This window comes from Streptomyces sp. RFCAC02 (genome assembly GCF_004193175.1).
GTDB lineage: Bacteria > Actinomycetota > Actinomycetes > Streptomycetales > Streptomycetaceae > Streptomyces.
Genome location: NZ_SAUH01000001.1, coordinates 3,448,755 through 3,465,366 on the forward strand (window position 1 = coordinate 3,448,755; position 16,612 = coordinate 3,465,366).

19 protein-coding genes and 1 pseudogene are annotated in these 16,612 nt (G+C 73.8%); 18 read left to right on the forward strand and 2 right to left on the reverse strand.

The window, feature by feature from the left end; all coding sequences use genetic code 11:
* The first annotated feature begins 50 nt into the window (after positions 1 to 50).
* The 17 genes and pseudogenes from EMA09_RS15885 to EMA09_RS15970 all read left to right on the forward strand — a co-directional run bounded on the left by EMA09_RS15885 (position 51) and on the right by EMA09_RS15970 (position 14,478).
* Complete coding sequence (locus EMA09_RS15885) at positions 51 to 728, forward strand: response regulator transcription factor (protein ID WP_129841682.1); 678 nt, start codon at positions 51 to 53, stop codon at positions 726 to 728.
* A 105-nt stretch (positions 729 to 833) separates the two neighbouring features.
* Positions 834 to 1,769, forward strand: coding sequence for a DUF2520 domain-containing protein (locus EMA09_RS15890; protein ID WP_129841683.1), 936 nt, complete (start codon positions 834 to 836; stop codon positions 1,767 to 1,769).
* Complete coding sequence (panC, locus tag EMA09_RS15895; RefSeq protein WP_129841684.1) at positions 1,766 to 2,632, forward strand: pantoate--beta-alanine ligase; 867 nt, start codon at positions 1,766 to 1,768, stop codon at positions 2,630 to 2,632. The genes EMA09_RS15890 and panC overlap by 4 nt, the downstream gene beginning before the upstream one ends.
* A complete protein-coding gene (locus EMA09_RS15900; RefSeq protein ID WP_240796425.1) occupies positions 2,629 to 4,326 on the forward strand; it encodes an L-aspartate oxidase in 1,698 nt (565 codons plus the stop codon). Before panC ends, EMA09_RS15900 begins: the two co-directional genes overlap by 4 nt.
* Before the next feature lie 118 nt (positions 4,327 to 4,444).
* Positions 4,445 to 5,467, forward strand: coding sequence for a carboxylating nicotinate-nucleotide diphosphorylase (gene nadC / locus EMA09_RS15905; RefSeq protein ID WP_240796672.1), 1,023 nt, complete (start codon positions 4,445 to 4,447; stop codon positions 5,465 to 5,467).
* Between the two features lie 2 nt (positions 5,468 to 5,469).
* A complete protein-coding gene (locus EMA09_RS15910) occupies positions 5,470 to 6,267 on the forward strand; it encodes a type III pantothenate kinase (RefSeq protein WP_129841686.1) in 798 nt (265 codons plus the stop codon).
* A 90-nt stretch (positions 6,268 to 6,357) separates the two neighbouring features.
* Entirely contained in the window at positions 6,358 to 6,597 is a 240-nt protein-coding gene (locus EMA09_RS15915) for a hypothetical protein (RefSeq protein ID WP_129841687.1), read from the forward strand.
* Positions 6,598 to 6,655: 58 nt separating this feature from the next.
* Entirely contained in the window at positions 6,656 to 6,835 is a 180-nt protein-coding gene (locus EMA09_RS15920) for a hypothetical protein (protein ID WP_129841688.1), read from the forward strand.
* 112 nt (positions 6,836 to 6,947) lie between these two features.
* Positions 6,948 to 7,346, forward strand: coding sequence for a BlaI/MecI/CopY family transcriptional regulator (locus EMA09_RS15925; RefSeq protein WP_129841689.1), 399 nt, complete (start codon positions 6,948 to 6,950; stop codon positions 7,344 to 7,346).
* Between the two features lie 60 nt (positions 7,347 to 7,406).
* A pseudogene (locus tag EMA09_RS15930) lies at positions 7,407 to 7,876 on the forward strand (amino-acid N-acetyltransferase).
* 162 nt (positions 7,877 to 8,038) lie between these two features.
* Complete coding sequence (locus EMA09_RS15935) at positions 8,039 to 8,377, forward strand: Lsr2 family protein (protein ID WP_129841690.1); 339 nt, start codon at positions 8,039 to 8,041, stop codon at positions 8,375 to 8,377.
* Between the two features lie 537 nt (positions 8,378 to 8,914).
* Entirely contained in the window at positions 8,915 to 11,434 is a 2,520-nt protein-coding gene (locus EMA09_RS15945; protein ID WP_129841691.1) for an ATP-dependent Clp protease ATP-binding subunit, read from the forward strand.
* A gap of 138 nt (positions 11,435 to 11,572) precedes the next feature.
* Complete coding sequence (locus EMA09_RS15950) at positions 11,573 to 11,797, forward strand: hypothetical protein (RefSeq protein WP_129841692.1); 225 nt, start codon at positions 11,573 to 11,575, stop codon at positions 11,795 to 11,797.
* Between the two features lie 60 nt (positions 11,798 to 11,857).
* Positions 11,858 to 12,448 (forward strand): DNA-3-methyladenine glycosylase I, encoded by a 591-nt coding sequence (locus tag EMA09_RS15955; RefSeq protein WP_129841693.1) that lies wholly within the window; start codon positions 11,858 to 11,860, stop codon positions 12,446 to 12,448.
* Between the two features lie 31 nt (positions 12,449 to 12,479).
* A complete protein-coding gene (locus EMA09_RS15960; RefSeq protein ID WP_240796426.1) occupies positions 12,480 to 12,971 on the forward strand; it encodes a tetratricopeptide repeat protein in 492 nt (163 codons plus the stop codon).
* Positions 12,972 to 13,048: 77 nt separating this feature from the next.
* Complete coding sequence (locus EMA09_RS15965) at positions 13,049 to 13,843, forward strand: NAD(P)H-binding protein (protein ID WP_129841694.1); 795 nt, start codon at positions 13,049 to 13,051, stop codon at positions 13,841 to 13,843.
* A gap of 209 nt (positions 13,844 to 14,052) precedes the next feature.
* Entirely contained in the window at positions 14,053 to 14,478 is a 426-nt protein-coding gene (locus EMA09_RS15970) for an ATP-binding protein (protein WP_129841695.1), read from the forward strand.
* Here the strand turns inward: EMA09_RS15970 and EMA09_RS15975 are convergent.
* Entirely contained in the window at positions 14,402 to 14,827 is a 426-nt protein-coding gene (locus tag EMA09_RS15975) for a helix-turn-helix domain-containing protein (RefSeq protein ID WP_129841696.1), read from the reverse strand. The genes EMA09_RS15970 and EMA09_RS15975 overlap by 77 nt on opposite strands.
* 149 nt (positions 14,828 to 14,976) lie before the next feature.
* On the opposite strand from EMA09_RS15975, the gene EMA09_RS15980 reads away from it, so the two are divergent.
* A complete protein-coding gene (locus tag EMA09_RS15980) occupies positions 14,977 to 15,645 on the forward strand; it encodes an NAD(P)-binding domain-containing protein (protein WP_129841697.1) in 669 nt (222 codons plus the stop codon).
* Here EMA09_RS15980 and EMA09_RS15985 read toward each other — a convergent pair.
* The gene (locus EMA09_RS15985; protein ID WP_129841698.1) at positions 15,621 to 16,577 is read right to left on the reverse strand and encodes an A/G-specific adenine glycosylase; all 957 of its coding nucleotides are present in this window, start codon (positions 16,575 to 16,577) and stop codon (positions 15,621 to 15,623) included. The two genes, EMA09_RS15980 and EMA09_RS15985, sit on opposite strands and share 25 nt — an antisense overlap.
* Positions 16,578 to 16,612 lie beyond the last annotated feature (35 nt).

Consider the following 16,612-nt stretch of genomic DNA (forward strand, 5'->3'; position numbering starts at 1 on the left):
TGCCCACGCCCCGCACGCCCCCCGACAGGCCCCGAGAGGTTGACGACGCAATGGCGATCCGAGTGATGCTGGTGGACGACCAGGCCCTCCTGCGGACCGGCTTCAAGATGGTCCTGTCGGCCCAGCCCGACATGGAGGTGACGGCGGAGGCGGGCGACGGCGCCGAGGCCCTGGACGTCCTGCGCTCCACGGCCGTCGACGTCGTCCTGATGGACGTCCGCATGCCCCGGCTCGACGGCGTGGAGGCGACGCGGCGGATATGCCAGGAGGGCGGCGGCGGTCCCGGCGACCCGAAGGTGCTGATCCTGACGACGTTCGACCTCGACGAGTACGCGTTCTCCGCCCTGAAGGCGGGCGCCGCCGGGTTCATGCTGAAGGACGTGCCGCCGGACGAGCTGCTCGGCGCCATCCGCGCCGTCCACAGCGGCGACGCCGTCGTCGCGCCGTCCACCACGCGGCGGCTGCTGGACCGTTTCGTCGACCTGCTGCCGTCGGCGCCAGGCGCCCCGAGGCCCGAGCTCGACCTCCTCACGGACCGGGAGCGCGAGGTCCTGCTGCTCATCGCGCAGGGCCTGTCGAACGGGGAGATCGCCGCCCAGCTCTTCGTCTCCGAGGCGACCGTGAAGACGCACGTCGGCCGCATCCTCGGCAAGCTCGGCCTGCGGGACCGGGTGCAGGCGGTGGTCCTCGCGTACGAGACGGGTCTCGTCCGCGCGGGCGGGCGCTGACCGGAGGCGCGCGGGCACGACCGGTTCGGGCGGACAGGGCCTAGCATTGGCGGGACGTCCGGTACCGCACGGACCGGAACGCGGAACGAAAGAGGCATCCCCGCCGTGAACGCCGACGCGCCCCCACCCCGGGCCGCCGGGGCGCCCGACCGCCCGGCACGCCTGACGGTCGGCGTCGTCGGCGCGGGCCGGGTCGGCCCCGCGCTCGCCGCCGCCCTCGCCCTGGCCGGCCACCGCCCGGTCGCCGCCTCCGGCGTCTCCGACGCGTCGCGCCGCCGCGCCGAGGCGCTGCTGCCCGGCGTTCCCCTCGTGACCCCCGACGAGGTCCTGGCGCGCTGCGAGCTGGTCCTGCTCACCGTCCCCGACGACACGCTCCCCGGCCTCGTGCGCGGCCTCGCCGAGACGGGCGCGGTCCGCCCCGGCCAGTTGCTGGCGCACTGCTCGGGCCGCTTCGGCACGGCCGTCCTCGATCCGGCGCTGCGGGCCGGCGCGCTGCCGCTCGCCCTGCACCCGGTGATGACGTTCACCGGCACCCCGGTGGACGTGCAGCGGCTCGCGGGCTGCTCGTTCGGCGTGACGGCGCCGCCGGAGCTGCGGATGGCCGCCGAGGCGCTCGTCATCGAGATGGGCGGTGAGCCGGAGTGGATCGACGAGCGCGACCGCCCGCTGTACCACGCGGCCCTCGCCCTGGGCGCGAACCACCTGGTCACCCTCGTCGCGCAGTCCCTCGAACTGCTGCGCCGCGCCGGTGTCGCCGCCCCGGACCGCATGCTCGGCCCGCTGCTGGGCGCCGCCCTGGACAACGCCCTGCGCTCCGGCGACGCCGCCCTGACCGGCCCCGTCGCCCGCGGTGACGCCGGCACGGTGGCCGCCCACCTCGCCGAGCTGCGCGCCCACGACGCCGGCGCGCTCGCCGGGTACCTCGCCATGGCCCGTGTCACCGCCGACCGGGCGCTGGACCACGGCCTGCTCCGTCCCGAGCAGGCCGAGGCGCTGCTCGACGTCCTCGCGGACGGCGCCGCCGACGAAGGAGAACGATGACGACTTCCCTGGCCCGCACCGCCGACGAGCTGCGGAACCTGTACGCGCCCGGCGCCGACCGGGCCGTCGTCATGACGATGGGCGCTCTCCACGAGGGGCACGCCGCCAACATACGGGCGGCCCGCGCCCGCCTGTCGCCGCTCGGCCAGCTCGTGGTCACCGTCTACGTCAACCCGCTGCAGTTCGGCCCCGGCGAGGACTTCGACCGGTACCCGCGCACCCTGGAGGCGGACCTCGCGCTCGCCGGCCGGGCCGGTGCCGACATCGTCTTCGCGCCGTCCGACGCCGAGATGTACCCGGACGGCCGGCCCCGCGTCACGGTGACGGCCGGCCCGATGGGCGCGGGGTACGAGGGCGCCTCCCGGCCGGGGCACTTCGACGGCATGCTGACCGTCGTCGCCAAGCTGCTGCACCTCACGCGCCCCGACTACGCGACGTTCGGGGAGAAGGACGCGCAGCAGCTCGCGCTCGTCCGGCGCATGGTCCGCGACCTGGACTTTCCCGTCGAGATCGTCCCGGTGCCGACGCTGCGCGACGAGGACGGCCTCGCCCGCTCCAGCCGCAACCGCTACCTCTCCCCGGCCGAGCGCACGACCGCGCTGGCCCTCTCGCGCGCCCTGTTCGCCGCCCGGGACACCCCCGGCGGCCCGGACGAGCGGCGCGCCGCCGCGCGGACCGTGCTCGACGCCGCGGCGGCGGCCGATCCACCGCTCGCGCTCGACTACCTGGCGCTGGTCGACCCGGCCGGCTTCACCGAGGCCGGCGCGGGGTTCACGGGCGAGGCGGTCATGGCCGTCGCCGCCCGGGTCGGCACCACCCGTCTCATCGACAACGTCCGCATCGCCCTCGGGGGTGCCGCGTGACCGCCGCCGCCCCGCTCGCGACCGTCCACCTGGCCCAGTCCGCGGCCCTGCCCGCCCCGGAGCCGGGCTGGGCGATCGACGCGGACGCCGTCGTCGTCGGCTCCGGTGTCGCCGGGCTGACCGCGGCCCTGCGCTGCGCCGCGGCCGGCCTGCGCACGGTCATCGTCACGAAGGCCCGCCTCGACGACGGCTCGACCCGCTGGGCGCAGGGCGGTGTGGCCGCCGCGCTCGGCGAGGGCGACACACCCGAGCAGCACCTGGCCGACACCCTCGTCGCGGGCGCGGGGCTGTGCGACGAGGAGGCCGTCCGTGTCCTCGTCACCGAGGGGGCCGACGCGGTGCGCCGCCTCGTCGCCGACGGCGCCCGCTTCGACACGGAGGCCGACGGCCGGTTCTCCCTGACCCGCGAGGGCGGCCACCACCGCCGCCGTATCGTCCACGCGGGGGGTGACGCGTCGGGCGCCGAGATCTCCCGCGCCCTGGTCGCCGCCGTCCGGGCCGCCGGCATCGAGACGATCGAGGACGCCCTGGCGCTCGACCTGCTGAAGGACGCCGCGGGCCGCGCAGCCGGCGTCACCCTGCACGTGATGGGCCAGGGCGTGCACGACGGCGTGGGCGCCGTCCGCGCGCCGGCCGTCGTCCTCGCCACCGGCGGCATGGGCCAGGTCTTCTCCATCACCACCAACCCGCCCGTCTCCACCGGCGACGGTGTCGCCCTCGCGCTGCGGGCCGGCGCCGAGGTGGCCGACCTGGAGTTCGTGCAGTTCCACCCCACGGTGCTGTGGCTCGGGCCGGACGCGGAGGGTCAGCAGCCGCTCATATCCGAGGCCGTGCGCGGCGAGGGCGCGCACCTCGTGGACGCCGCCGGCACGCGCTTCATGCGGGGCCTGCACGAGCTGGCCGAGTTGGCGCCCCGCGACGTCGTCGCCAAGGCCATCACCCACCGCATGCGGGAGCAGGGCGCCGACCACATGTTCCTCGACGGCCGGCACTTCGGCGCCGCGATGTGGGAGCGCAGGTTCCCCACGATCCTCGCCGGCTGCCGCGCGAACGGCATCGACCCGGTCACGGCCCCGATCCCCATCGCCCCCGGGCCGCACTTCGCGTCCGGCGGGGTCCGCACCGACCTGTCCGGCCGGACCACCGTGCCGGGCCTGTACGCGTGCGGCGAGACCGCGTGCACGGGCGTCCACGGCGCGAACCGGCTCGCGTCCAACTCCCTCCTCGAAGGGCTCGTCTTCGCCGAGCGGATCGCCGCCGCCGTCCTCGCCGACCGGACGGCGGGCACCGGCGCGCGCCCGGCCGCCGGCCGCGCCCCCGCGGGCGCCCCCGTGCTGCCGTCCGGGGCCAGGGCCGCCATCCAGCGCGTCATGACGCTCGGCGCCGGCGTCCTGCGGTCCGCCGACGGCCTCGCCGAGGCGGCCCGCGCCCTGGACGCCCTCACCGCCGACGACGGCGGGAAACCGGCCGAGCCCGGCACGGAGGCGTGGGAGACGGCTAATCTGCATCTCGTCGCCCGGGTGCTCGTGGTGTCCGCGCTCCACCGCACGGAGACCCGCGGCAGCCACTGGCGTGAGGACCACCCCGAGCGGGACGACGACCGGTGGCGGCGCCACCTGGTCGGCACCCTGAGCCCGGCCGGCGACGGCGTCGACCTGACGATCCGGGCCACCCGGACCACCGCCTTCCGGTGAGCGGCACGCGTACGGCCGCCCCCCGGCCCGCCCGTTCCCGCGCGGCGGCATCCGAAGCTACCGAGGAGATCCCGTGACCACCCCCCCGACCCCACCGTCGCAGCGCGTCGAGCTGACCCTGCTGCCGATCGGCGCGCGCCCGGGCGCCGACGACGCCGCCGGCGGCTGCGGCGCGGGCTGCGGCTGCGGCGACGCGCACGACGACGCGTTCGACCCGATGGAGTGCGGGCTCGACCCCGACCTCGCCGAGCTGCTCGCCGCCGCCGGGCTCGACCCGGTGCAGGTCGAGGACATCGCGCACCTGGCCGTCGAGGAGGACCTCGACAACGGCGTGGACGTCACGACCGTCGCGACCGTCCCCGAGGACGCCGTCGCCACCGGCGACTTCACCGCGCGCACCGCCGGCACGGTCGCCGGCCTGCACATCGCCGAGGCCGTCCTGTCGGTCGTCTGCACCGCCGAGTTCGAGGTCGAGCGGCACGTCGAGGACGGCGACACGGTACGGCCCGGCCAGGTCCTGCTGTCCGTGACCAGCCGCACCCGCGACCTCCTCACGGCGGAGCGCAGCGCCCTCAACCTCCTGTGCCGCCTCTCCGGCATCGCGACCCTGACCCGCGCCTGGGCCGACGCCCTCGCGGGCACCGCGGCCCGCGTCCGGGACACCCGCAAGACGACGCCGGGGCTGCGCGCGCTGGAGAAGTACGCCGTGCGCTGCGGCGGGGGCGTCAACCACCGCATGTCCCTGTCCGACGCCGCCCTCGTCAAGGACAACCACGTGATCGCCGCCGGCGGGGTCGCCGAGGCGTTCCGCGCGGTGCGGGCGGAGTTCCCCGGTGTGCCGATCGAGGTGGAGGTCGACCGCGTCGACCAGATCGAGCCGGTCATCGCCGAGGGCGCCGACCTGATCCTCCTGGACAACTTCACCCCGGAGCAGGCCGCCGAGGCCGTCCGCCTCGTCGCCGGCCGCGCCACCCTGGAGGCGTCCGGCAGCCTCACCCTGGAGACCGCGCCCGCCTACGCCGCGACCGGTGTCGACTACCTCGCGGTCGGCGCGCTCACCCACTCGGCCCCGGTCCTCGACATCGGCCTCGACCTGCGCCCCGCCGGCTCCGGGACGGGCGACCGGGGAAGGCACGGCTGACCATGCTGCTCACCATCGACGTCGGCAACACCCACACCGTCCTCGGCCTCTTCGACGGCGAGGAGATCGTCGAGCACTGGCGCATCTCGACGGACGCCCGCCGCACCGCCGACGAGCTGGCCGTGCTGCTGCAGGGGCTGATGGGCATGCACCCGCTGCTCGGCGACGAGCTGGGCGACGGCATCGACGGCATCGCGATCTGCTCGACCGTCCCGTCCGTCCTGCACGAGCTGCGGGAGGTCACCCGGCGGTACTACGGCGACATCCCCGCCGTCCTGGTGGAGCCGGGCGTCAAGACGGGCGTCCCGATCCTCACGGACAACCCGAAGGAGGTCGGCGCCGACCGCATCATCAACGCGGTCGCCGCCGTCGAGCTGTACGGCGGCCCCTGCATCGTCGTCGACTTCGGCACAGCCACGACGTACGACGCGGTGTCGGCGCGCGGCGAGTACGCGGGCGGGGCCATCGCGCCGGGCATCGAGATCTCCGTCGAGGCGCTCGGCATGCGGGGGGCGCAGCTCCGGAAGGTGGAGCTGGCGAGGCCGCGCCACGTCATCGGCAAGAACACGGTCGAGTCCATGCAGTCCGGCATCCTGTACGGGTTCGCGGGCCAGGTGGACGGCATGGTGGAGCGCATGTCCCGCGAGCTGGCGGACGACCCGGAGGACGTGACGGTGATCGCGACCGGCGGTCTCGCGCCGATGGTGCTGCGCGAGTCGACGGTGATCGACGAGCACGAGCCGTGGCTCACCCTGATCGGCCTGCGCCTCGTGTACGAGCGGAACGTCTCGCGGTCCTGACCGCGTCGGCCCCGTCCGCCGCGCCCGGTGAACACGCCCGGTTGCCCTGCAATCGCTGCGCATTGTCTGTTTACCACTTAATGTCGGTTTATGGTTACGCCCCAGGGTTCCCCCGCCCCGCGTGGTGACGGGGACGAGAACGGTGAGCAGCAGCAGCGCGGGCAGCGGGCGCCGCGCCCGGTGCCGACGCCGGCGGACGTCTTCCCGCCGCGCGGCGGGCGCCGCCCCGCCCGGCCGCCCCGGGACACGTCCGGCGGTGGCCCGGCGGACGGCGGCGACGGCGCCGCCGACGGGAGGAGTGGGGAGAACCCGCCGCAGAGCGGTCGGTAAGGTGGGGGACGGCCCGCCGGACAGACCGCGGCGGGCGCGTCCAAGGAGGCCGATCGTTGTGGACTACATCGCCGCACTCTTCCCGCCCGCGGTGATGGCCGTGGCGTTCACCTGGCTGATCGTGACGATCGTCCGGTCCCAGGGGGGCGCGAACAAGTTCAAGGAGGACGCCGCCGTGGACGCGGCCCTGGCCGCCCGTGCCGAGCACGCGGACGGGCCGGCGGCGCCGCGCCCCTGACCGGCCCGGCCCCCGCCGGGCCCGGCCGCCGTGACGGCCGGGCCGTTTCGCCGAAGGTGCGCTCTTCGTCCGTTTTGTCGCGCCAGTGCCGCCGTGCGGTTATTCTTCCCCTGTGCCTCGACCACTGGGAGAGCTGGAAGACGCGGTGATGACCCGCGTATGGGAGTGGAACCGCCCGGTCACCGTGCGGGAGGTCCTGGAGGATCTGCGGCGGGAGCGCTCGATCGCCTATACGACGGTGATGACCGTCCTCGACAACCTGCATCAGAAGGGCTGGGTCCGCCGCGATCAGGAGGGCCGTGCCTATCGCTATGAGGCGATCTCCACGCGGGCCGCGTACTCGGCCGCTTTGATGAATGACGCATGGGCCGAGAGTGACAACGCGGCTGCGGCCCTCGTCGCTTTCTTCGGAATGATGTCACCGGAGCAGACCGCCGCTTTGCGCGACGCGTTGCGGGTCGTCGATGTGAGCGGTGCCCCCCATGGCGGCGGTGAACAGACAGCGGGTTAGCCTCGCCTTGTGTCCAAAACCCCAGCAGAAGTCACTGTGCGCCGCGCCAGGACTACGGATGTGCCGTCGGTGCGGCGGCTCATCGACTCCTACGCCCGTGACGGCATCCTCCTCGACAAGGCCACCGTGACGCTTTACGAGGACATTCAGGAGTTCTGGGTGGCCGAACGCGATCACGACGCCGAGGTGGTCGGCTGCGGTGCGCTGCACGTCATGTGGGACGACCTCGCCGAGGTCCGGACCCTGGCCGTGGATTCCCGGGCGCGTGGCCAGGGGTGGGGCACAGGGTGCTGGAGAAGCTGCTCCAGACGGCGCGCTGGCTCGGCGTACAGCGTATTTTCTGCCTCACCTTCGAAGTGGACTTCTTCGGCCGCCACGGCTTCACCGAGATCGGCGAAGCGCCGGTCGACGGTGATGTGTACAGCGAGCTGCTGCGTTCCTATGACGAGGGCGTCGCCGAGTTCTTGGGACTGGAGCGAGTGAAGCCCAACACATTGGGTAACACTCGGATGCTGCTGCATCTCCGATAGAAGAAGCCCGGAGGTGCTTATGTCCGAATCGTCCCTCCCTGTCTTATCGAGTGCGCGGTAATCCGGAGGATCGGGGTTTGAGTTTTTCCCGGAATGGCGGTTTGATGACCAGCGCAGTACGCACTCACGTTTTTCAGCGACAAAAGGATGAGGAGCAGCCCGGTGGCACAGAAGGTTCAGGTCCTTCTCCTCGATGACCTCAGCGGCGGCGAGGCGGACGAGACCGTCACGTTCGCCCTCGACGGCAGGACGTACGAGATCGACCTCAACGCGGAAAACGCTGACAAGCTCCGCAACGCCCTCGACCCGTATGTGAAGGCCGGGCGCCGTGCCGGCGGCCGCGCCTCCCGCGCCCGGGGCCGTGCCGCCTCGTCCGGCGGCGGGTCGAACCAGGACACCGCCGCGATCCGCGCCTGGGCGCGCGAGAACGGCCACAAGGTCAACGACCGGGGCCGCATCCCCGCCGACGTGCTCGAGGCCTACAAGAAGGCCGGCGCCTGAGCGCGCCGCCGTCCTGCCGGGTGTCCCCGCGCCCCGGCCGCACCGCGCCCCAGTCCGGGGGGTCGCCCGCACGGGCGACCCCCCGGGGTCGTATCGCCGTGACCGAGTGTCCCGGCGCGGCGCGCGGTGTCCCATGCGGAAGAGTTACGCCCGGTCCCGGCCCGGTCGCGGCGGGTTCCCGCGTTCGCCTGTAGCGGATGTTCGCCGCGGGTCCGGCATGGAGTGTCAGCCTTGAAGGGTAGGCAGTTCCTTGAGGACGATGGACCCCAATGGACGAGGGGGCGGTGCGAGTGGGTCCGGTGCTGTCCCCCCGGGGCGTTCGCCGACGGCGTAGCCGTTCCGGGGGCCGATACCTGGCCTGCGGGAACATCGTCTCGCACCATCGGGTTGGAACTGATGTCGCCTGTTCGGGGCAAGGCGCCGGGGACAGGAGCAGACAGTTGGAATGAGCGGTCCCCCGTTGCGGGACTAAGCTGCGGAAGGACAGGGAGGGGACCGACCCCTTTACTGCCTGACCGCTCTGAGGAGCGATTAACGATGTTCGAGAGGTTCACCGACCGCGCGCGGCGGGTTGTCGTCCTGGCTCAGGAAGAAGCCCGGATGCTCAACCACAACTACATCGGCACCGAGCACATCCTTCTTGGCCTGATCCACGAGGGTGAGGGTGTCGCCGCTAAGGCCCTGGAGAGCCTCGGGATCTCGCTTGAGGCGGTCCGCCAGCAGGTGGAGGAGATCATCGGGCAGGGCCAGCAGGCGCCGTCCGGCCACATCCCCTTCACGCCCCGGGCCAAGAAGGTCCTGGAGCTTTCGCTCCGCGAGGCGCTGCAGCTCGGCCACAACTACATCGGCACCGAGCACATCCTGCTCGGCCTGATCCGCGAGGGCGAGGGCGTCGCCGCCCAGGTCCTGGTCAAGCTGGGTGCCGACCTGAACAGGGTCCGCCAGCAGGTCATCCAGCTCCTGTCGGGCTACTCCGGCAAGGAGACCGCGACGGCGGGCGCGCCGTCCGAGGGGACGCCGTCCACCTCGCTGGTGCTCGACCAGTTCGGCCGCAACCTCACGCAGGCCGCGCGCGAATCCAAGCTCGACCCGGTCATCGGGCGCGAGAAGGAGATCGAGCGCGTCATGCAGGTCCTCTCCCGCCGCACCAAGAACAACCCGGTGCTGATCGGTGAGCCCGGCGTCGGCAAGACGGCCGTCGTCGAGGGCCTGGCGCAGGCCATCGTCAAGGGCGAGGTGCCCGAGACCCTGAAGGACAAGCACCTCTACACCCTCGACCTGGGCGCGCTGGTCGCCGGCTCCCGCTACCGCGGTGACTTCGAGGAGCGCCTGAAGAAGGTCCTCAAGGAGATCCGCACCCGCGGCGACATCATCCTGTTCATCGACGAGCTGCACACCCTCGTGGGTGCCGGCGCCGCCGAGGGCGCGATCGACGCCGCCAGCATCCTGAAGCCGATGCTGGCCCGCGGTGAACTGCAGACCATCGGCGCCACGACGCTCGACGAGTACCGCAAGTACCTGGAGAAGGACGCCGCCCTGGAGCGCCGCTTCCAGCCGATCCAGGTCGCCGAGCCGTCCCTGCCCCACACGATCGAGATCCTGAAGGGCCTGCGCGACCGGTACGAGGCGCACCACCGCGTCTCCATCACGGACGCCGCCCTGGTCGCCGCCGCCCAGCTCGCCGACCGGTACATCTCGGACCGCTTCCTGCCCGACAAGGCGATCGACCTGATCGACGAGGCCGGCTCCCGGATGCGCATCCGCCGGATGACCGCGCCGCCGGACCTGCGCGAGTTCGACGAGAAGATCGCGAGCGTGCGCCGGGAGAAGGAGTCCGCGATCGACTCGCAGGACTTCGAGAAGGCCGCCTCCCTCCGGGACAACGAGAAGCAGCTCCTGTCGGCGAAGGCCCAGCGGGAGAAGGAGTGGAAGTCCGGCGACATGGACGTCGTCGCCGAGGTGGACGAGGAGCTCATCGCCGAGGTCCTCGCCGCCTCCACGGGCATCCCGGTCTTCAAGCTGACCGAGGAGGAGTCCTCGCGCCTGCTCCGCATGGAGGACGAGCTGCACAAGCGCGTCATCGGCCAGGAGGACGCCATCAAGGCGCTCTCGCAGGCCATCCGGCGCACCCGCGCGGGCCTGAAGGACCCGAAGCGGCCCGGTGGCTCGTTCATCTTCGCCGGCCCCTCGGGCGTCGGTAAGACGGAGCTGTCCAAGACGCTGGCCGAGTTCCTCTTCGGCGACGAGGACGCGCTGATCTCCCTCGACATGTCGGAGTTCGGCGAGAAGCACACCGTGTCGCGGCTGTTCGGCTCCCCGCCCGGCTACGTCGGGTACGAGGAGGGCGGCCAGCTCACCGAGAAGGTGCGCCGCAAGCCGTTCTCCGTCGTCCTGTTCGACGAGGTGGAGAAGGCCCACCCGGACATCTTCAACTCGCTGCTCCAGATCCTGGAGGACGGTCGCCTGACCGACTCCCAGGGCCGTGTCGTGGACTTCAAGAACACCGTCATCATCATGACGACGAACCTCGGCACCCGTGACATCTCCAAGGGCTTCAACATGGGCTTCGCCGTCGCCGGCGATGTCGCCAGCGGCTACGACCGCATGAAGGCCAAGGTGAACGACGAGCTGAAGCAGCACTTCCGCCCCGAGTTCCTGAACCGTGTCGACGACACCGTCGTCTTCCACCAGCTCACCCAGGACGACATCATCAAGATCGTCGACCTGATGGTCGCCCAGGTGGACGACCGGCTGAAGGACCGCGACATGGCGATCGAGCTGAGCCGCGAGGCCAAGCTGCTGCTCGCCAAGCGCGGCTACGACCCGGTGCTCGGCGCCCGGCCGCTGCGCCGGACGATCCAGCGGGACATCGAGGACGTCCTGTCGGAGAAGATCCTGTTCGGCGAGCTGCGCCCCGGCCACATCGTGGTCGTGGACACCGAGGGCGACGGGCCGGACAAGACCTTCACCTTCCGCGGTGAGGAGAAGTCCGCCCTGCCGGACGCCCCCCCGGTCGAGCAGGCGGCCGGCGGCGGCCCGAACCTGACCAAGGAGTGACGGCAGCAGGCCCCCGAGCCGTGCCCCCGGGACCCGTGCGGTCCCGGGGGCACGCGCATGCCCGGGGGCCGTTCGGTCGCCGATACCGGTGAACGGGCTCAGGATGGGAGAGGAGCCGAGGGACCGGAGGTGACGGCGGTGCGGCACACGTTGCGCGCGGAGTACGCGGAGGACACCGGCGGCGGGCACACGCCCGACGTGAAGACGTGGCACATGGTGCGGGGCGAGGGCGGCGACACGGCGGCCCTGTGCGGGAAGCGGCTGCGCGCCGAGGCCGCCGCGCTGTCCGAGGACCGCTGGGGGACGACGGACGAGCCGATGTGCCACACATGCGGCGCGCTGTACCTGCGGGAGTCGTCCTGACGGGCGGCCGTCCACCGGCTCCCGGGCCTGATGTCAGTGCCGTCGGGCACACTGCATCCCATGGGAGAGACACTGGCCGTGGCGGGACCCGACGGGCTGCTCCGCTGCCCGTGGGGCGTCGCGCCGGACGACTACCGCGCCTACCACGACGAGGAGTGGGGGCGCCCGGTCCGCGGTGACCGGGCGCTGTTCGAGCGGCTGACGCTCGAAGCGTTCCAGTCGGGCCTGTCGTGGCTGACGATCCTGCGCCGCAGGCCGGGCTTCCGGGCGGCGTTCGCCGGCTTCGACACCGCGCGGATCGCCGCCTTCACCGAGGAGGACGTGGCGCGCCTGCTGCGGGACCCCGGCATCATCAGGAACCGGCAGAAGATCGAGGCCACCGTGGCGAACGCGCGGGTCGCCGCGGATCTGGCCGACGGGGAGCTGACGGACCTCATCTGGTCGTACGCGCCCGATCCGGCCACCAGGCCGGCGCCCCGCGGCGTCGGCGACGTCCTGGCGACCACCCCCGAGTCGACCGCCCTGTCCCGTGAGCTGCGGCGGCGCGGGTTCCGGTTCGTCGGCCCGACCACGGCGCACGCGCTGATGCAGGCCTGCGGTCTCGTCAACGACCACCTCGCCGATTGCCGCTTCCGCGCTCCCGTCCGGTGACGGCCGGTCAGGAAACTGCGAGGATGCTGCGGTGATCACGAGCGAGGAGGACTGGGAGCGGCGGGTCCGGCGGCTGTGGGAGGCGTCCGGGTCCCTGGACGGGCCGGCGTTCCGTGCCGCGATGAAGGACCTGGTGGCGCTGCGGCCCCCGGACGATCCGGCCGCGCTGTTCGAGCTGGCGTCCGCGCTGGACGCGACCGCGTGCGACTCGGAGGCGGCCCACCTGTACCGGCGGGCGCTCGCCGCCGGCCTGGCGGGCGTCCGGCGGCGGCGCGCCGTGCTCCAGCTCGCCGGGACGCTGCGGCGGCTCGGCCGGGCCGAGGAGAGCGTCGGGCTGCTGCGGGCCGAGCGCGCCCTCGTCTCCGACGACCTGGACGACGCCCTGGTCGCGTTCCTCGCCCTCTCCCTGACCGAGGCGGGGCAGGAGCGCGAGGCCGTCTCGCTGCTGCTGAAGACCCTTTCGCCGCACCTGCCGCGGTACACCGAGGCGATCGCCCGTTCGGCGGACGAACTGCCGCTGTAGCGGCCCGCCCGGCGCGGCGCGTCCCCTCCCGTGCGGCACGATGCCCCCTGGGGGCCGTCGTCCGAGGAGGGTACTCGATGATCCTGGTCACCGGTGCCACCGGCAGTGTGGGGTCCGACCTGATCGGCGAGCTGACCGAGGCATGCGAGGGCGTGCACGCCCTGAGCCGCCGGCCGGGCGCGCTCACGCGCCTGCCCGCGACCGCCGAGGCCGTCACCGGTGATCCGACCCGTCCCGCGACCCTCGCAGCGGCGCTCGACGGGGTCGACGGCGTGTTCCTGCTGCCGTGGTTCGCCGAGGTGCCCGGGCTCCTCGCCCGCGCGCGTGCGGTCGGCGTACGGCACGTCGTCCTGCTGTCCAGTCATGCCGCGGCGGCGCCCCGGCCGGCCTCGGAGTTCGCACGCCGGGTGGCCGGCGCCGAACGGGCCGTGCGCGCCTGTGGCCTGCCCTGGACGCTCCTGCGGGCACGCCCGCTCATGACGAACACCCTGCGCTGGCTCCCGCAGCTCCGCCGGGGCGACGTGGTGCGCGTCCCGTTCCCGGACGTCGCGGCCGCCGTGGTCGATCCGTCCGACGTGGCCGCCGTCGCCGCCCGCACCCTCCTCGTGGACGGCCACGCCGGCAGGACGTACGAGATCACGGGGCCGGAAGCCCTCTTCCCCCGCGACCTGGTGGCGACGCTCGGCACCGTCCTCGGGCGCGAGCTGCGCTGCGAGCCGCTGCCCGAACCGCACCCGCCGCTGGAACCGGGGGAGGCCCATCCCGCGGACGGCGACGCGTCCGCCGTCCTGCCGGCGGTCGAGACGGTCACCGGTGCCCCGCCCCAGAACTTCGAGCGCTGGGCGCAGCGGCACATCTCCCTCTTCCTGTGAACTCCCCCTTTCGTGCCGGCCGTCAGAAGGAGGCCCGGGGGACGGTGTGTTGCGGTGCCTTTGTGGCGCATGGGGCCTTTGTGGTGCGTGAACTCCGCCAAGAACCCCGGAAATTCCGCACGGGACCGCCCCGGGCCCGATTGAGGCGGCCCGGGAGAAGGAACCCGTAAGGAGAGCCCGACATCACCCACCACGGGAGGAGCAGGGCCATGTGTCTGGTGCCCGAGCGATCCGGCAGCGCCGATTTCGCGCTGCATTTCCCGGCCGACCCCGCATGGGTGCGCAACGTCCGGCAGGCGATGCGCACCGCCCTCGGAGGAACGGTTCCGCGCAACGGCGAACTCATCGACACCGCCGTCCTCCTCACCTCGGAGATCGTGAGCAACGCGGTGACGGCCTCGCTGCACTGCCCCACCCCGCCGCCCGTCGACGTCCACGCGTGCTGGTCGCCCGAGGGCGCGCTCCAGGTCGTCGTCCAGGACCGCGCCCCCGGCACCCCGCAGCCACCGGAGCGTGCCCCCGCCACGGAGGCCGAGCACGGCCGCGGCCTGCTGCTGCTCACCCGCTGCGCCCGCCGCTGGGAGGTCTGCCGGCACGCCCCGGGGCCGGGGAAGCGGGTGTCGTTCCAGCTCTGAGCCGGGCGGCGCACGCGTCCTCCCTGGCACGCGCCACCTCGTCGCCGTGCTCAGCCGCCCACGCGCCGAGCGCCTCCAGGGGGCCGAGGAGCGAGCGCCCGAGCGGCGTCAGGGCGTACTCGACGCGGGGCGGCGCCTCGCGGTGGCGGCGGCTCGACACGAGGCCGCTGTCGCGCAGCCGGTGCAGCGTCCCGGTCAAAACCTTGGGGCTGATGCCGCCGACGCGGCGGCGCAGTTCCCGCGGGCGGCACGGCCCGTCGCGCAGCGCCCACAGCACCACGCCGTCCCAGGTGTGCGCGAGCAGGTCGAACGCCAGCCGCGCGCGGCAGTCGGCCAGGAACTCCGGCATCCGCCGCACCCCCTCCGCTCGTCGTCCCCCCCCGGAACGGTCCGAAGGGCACCGTCCGGTGTGCAACGGATTCTCTACCGTCGCCACGGGCCTGCCGCACGGCCCCCGCGCCCCGGGCGCGGCTCCGCGACACGAGAGGATCCCACCCCATGCGCATCGGCATACTCGGCGCCGGCTCCCTGTCCACCGCCCTCGCCGCACGGTGGCGGACGGCCGGGCACGATGTCGTCGCCGGCGGACGCACCCCCGCGCGGACCGGCCACGGGTTCGCCGCCGCCGCGGCCCACGGCACCGACGCCGTGGTCGTCGCCGTCCCCGACCACGCGGCCCTCGCCGTTCTCGCCGAGGCGGGCGCCGGGGACGGCGCGCTGCGCGGCCGGGCCGTCATCGACTGCACCGTCCCGCTCGTCCCCGGCACGGTGACCCTCTCCACGGCCGGCGGCCCCTCCATGGCGGAGCGGATCGCCGCCGCCGCGCCGGGCGCCGGGGTCGTCAAGGCGTTCACGTTCGCCCCGGCCGACGTGTGGACCCTCGATACGCCGGTCTTCGACGGCGACCCGCTGGGCGTCCCCCTGTGCGGTGACGACCCGGCGGCCCTCGCGACGGCCGGGCGCCTCGTCACCGACCTCGGGGCCGTCCCGCTGCCCGCCGGCGGCCTGGAGCGGGCCGGCCTCGCCGAGGCGACCGCCGCGTTCCTGATCGGGCTGTGGGCGACCGGCGCCGACGCCCGTACGGCCCTGCCGCGCACCGCGGGGACGGGCGCGGCGCGGCCCACGCTCGGCCGCCGGCCGGCTCAGTCGGCGCCGGGCAGCCGGTAGCGGCCGTCCGGGAGGCGCTCGGCGAGGCCGTCGGCGACCAGCCCGTTCAGCGCGCGGGCGCGCTGCTCGGGCTCGTGCCACACGCGGTCGAGGACCGGCCTCGGCACCGGCCCGACTGCCTCCCGCAGCACGGCGAGCAGCTTCCCGCGCACCTGCCGGTCCGTCCCCGCATACGTCTGCCCGCGCCGGGGCGGACCCTCGTGCGCGGGGGAGCCGGCGCCCCGCCAGGCGCACAGTTCGGCGATCGGGCACCGGGCGCACTCCGGCGCGCGCGCCGTGCACAGCAGTGCGCCCAGCTCCATCGTGGCGGCGGCCCAGCGCGCGGCCGTCGCGGCCTCGGCGGGCAGCAGCATCCGGGCGAGCTTGCGCTCGGCCGCGGTCGTGGCGTTCGGCGGGTACTGCGTACCGGTGACGGCGCGGGCGAAGACGCGCCGCACGTTCGTGTCGAGGACGGCGTGCCGCTGCCCGTAGGCGAACGACGCCACCGCCGCCGCCGTGTACTCGCCGACCCCGGGCAGCGCGAGGAGCTGGTGGTGGTCGGTCGGGACCTCGCCGCCGTGCCGTTCCGCTATGGCGGCGGCGGCATTGTGGAGACGGAGGGCACGGCGCGGGTAGCCCAGCCGGCCCCAGGCCCTGACCGCCTCACCGGGCGCCTCGGCCGCGAGGTCGGCGGGGCGGGGCCAGCGTTTCAGCCATTCCTCGTAGACCGGCAGCACACGGCTGACAGGGGTCTGCTGGAGCATGAACTCGCTGACCATGACCCCCCAGGCGCCCGCCTCCGGGCGGCGCCACGGAAGGTCGCGGGCGTGCTTGTCGAACCAGTCGATGACCGGCAGGTGCAGGGCCGTGTGATCGGGGGCGGGCCCCTCGGATGTCGTGGCCGGCACGGTCGTCGCCGGCGTGGTGGCTGTCGTCGCAGTCGTCGCAGTCATGGCAAAGGCGATCCTGGCATGTCGGAAGCACGGCA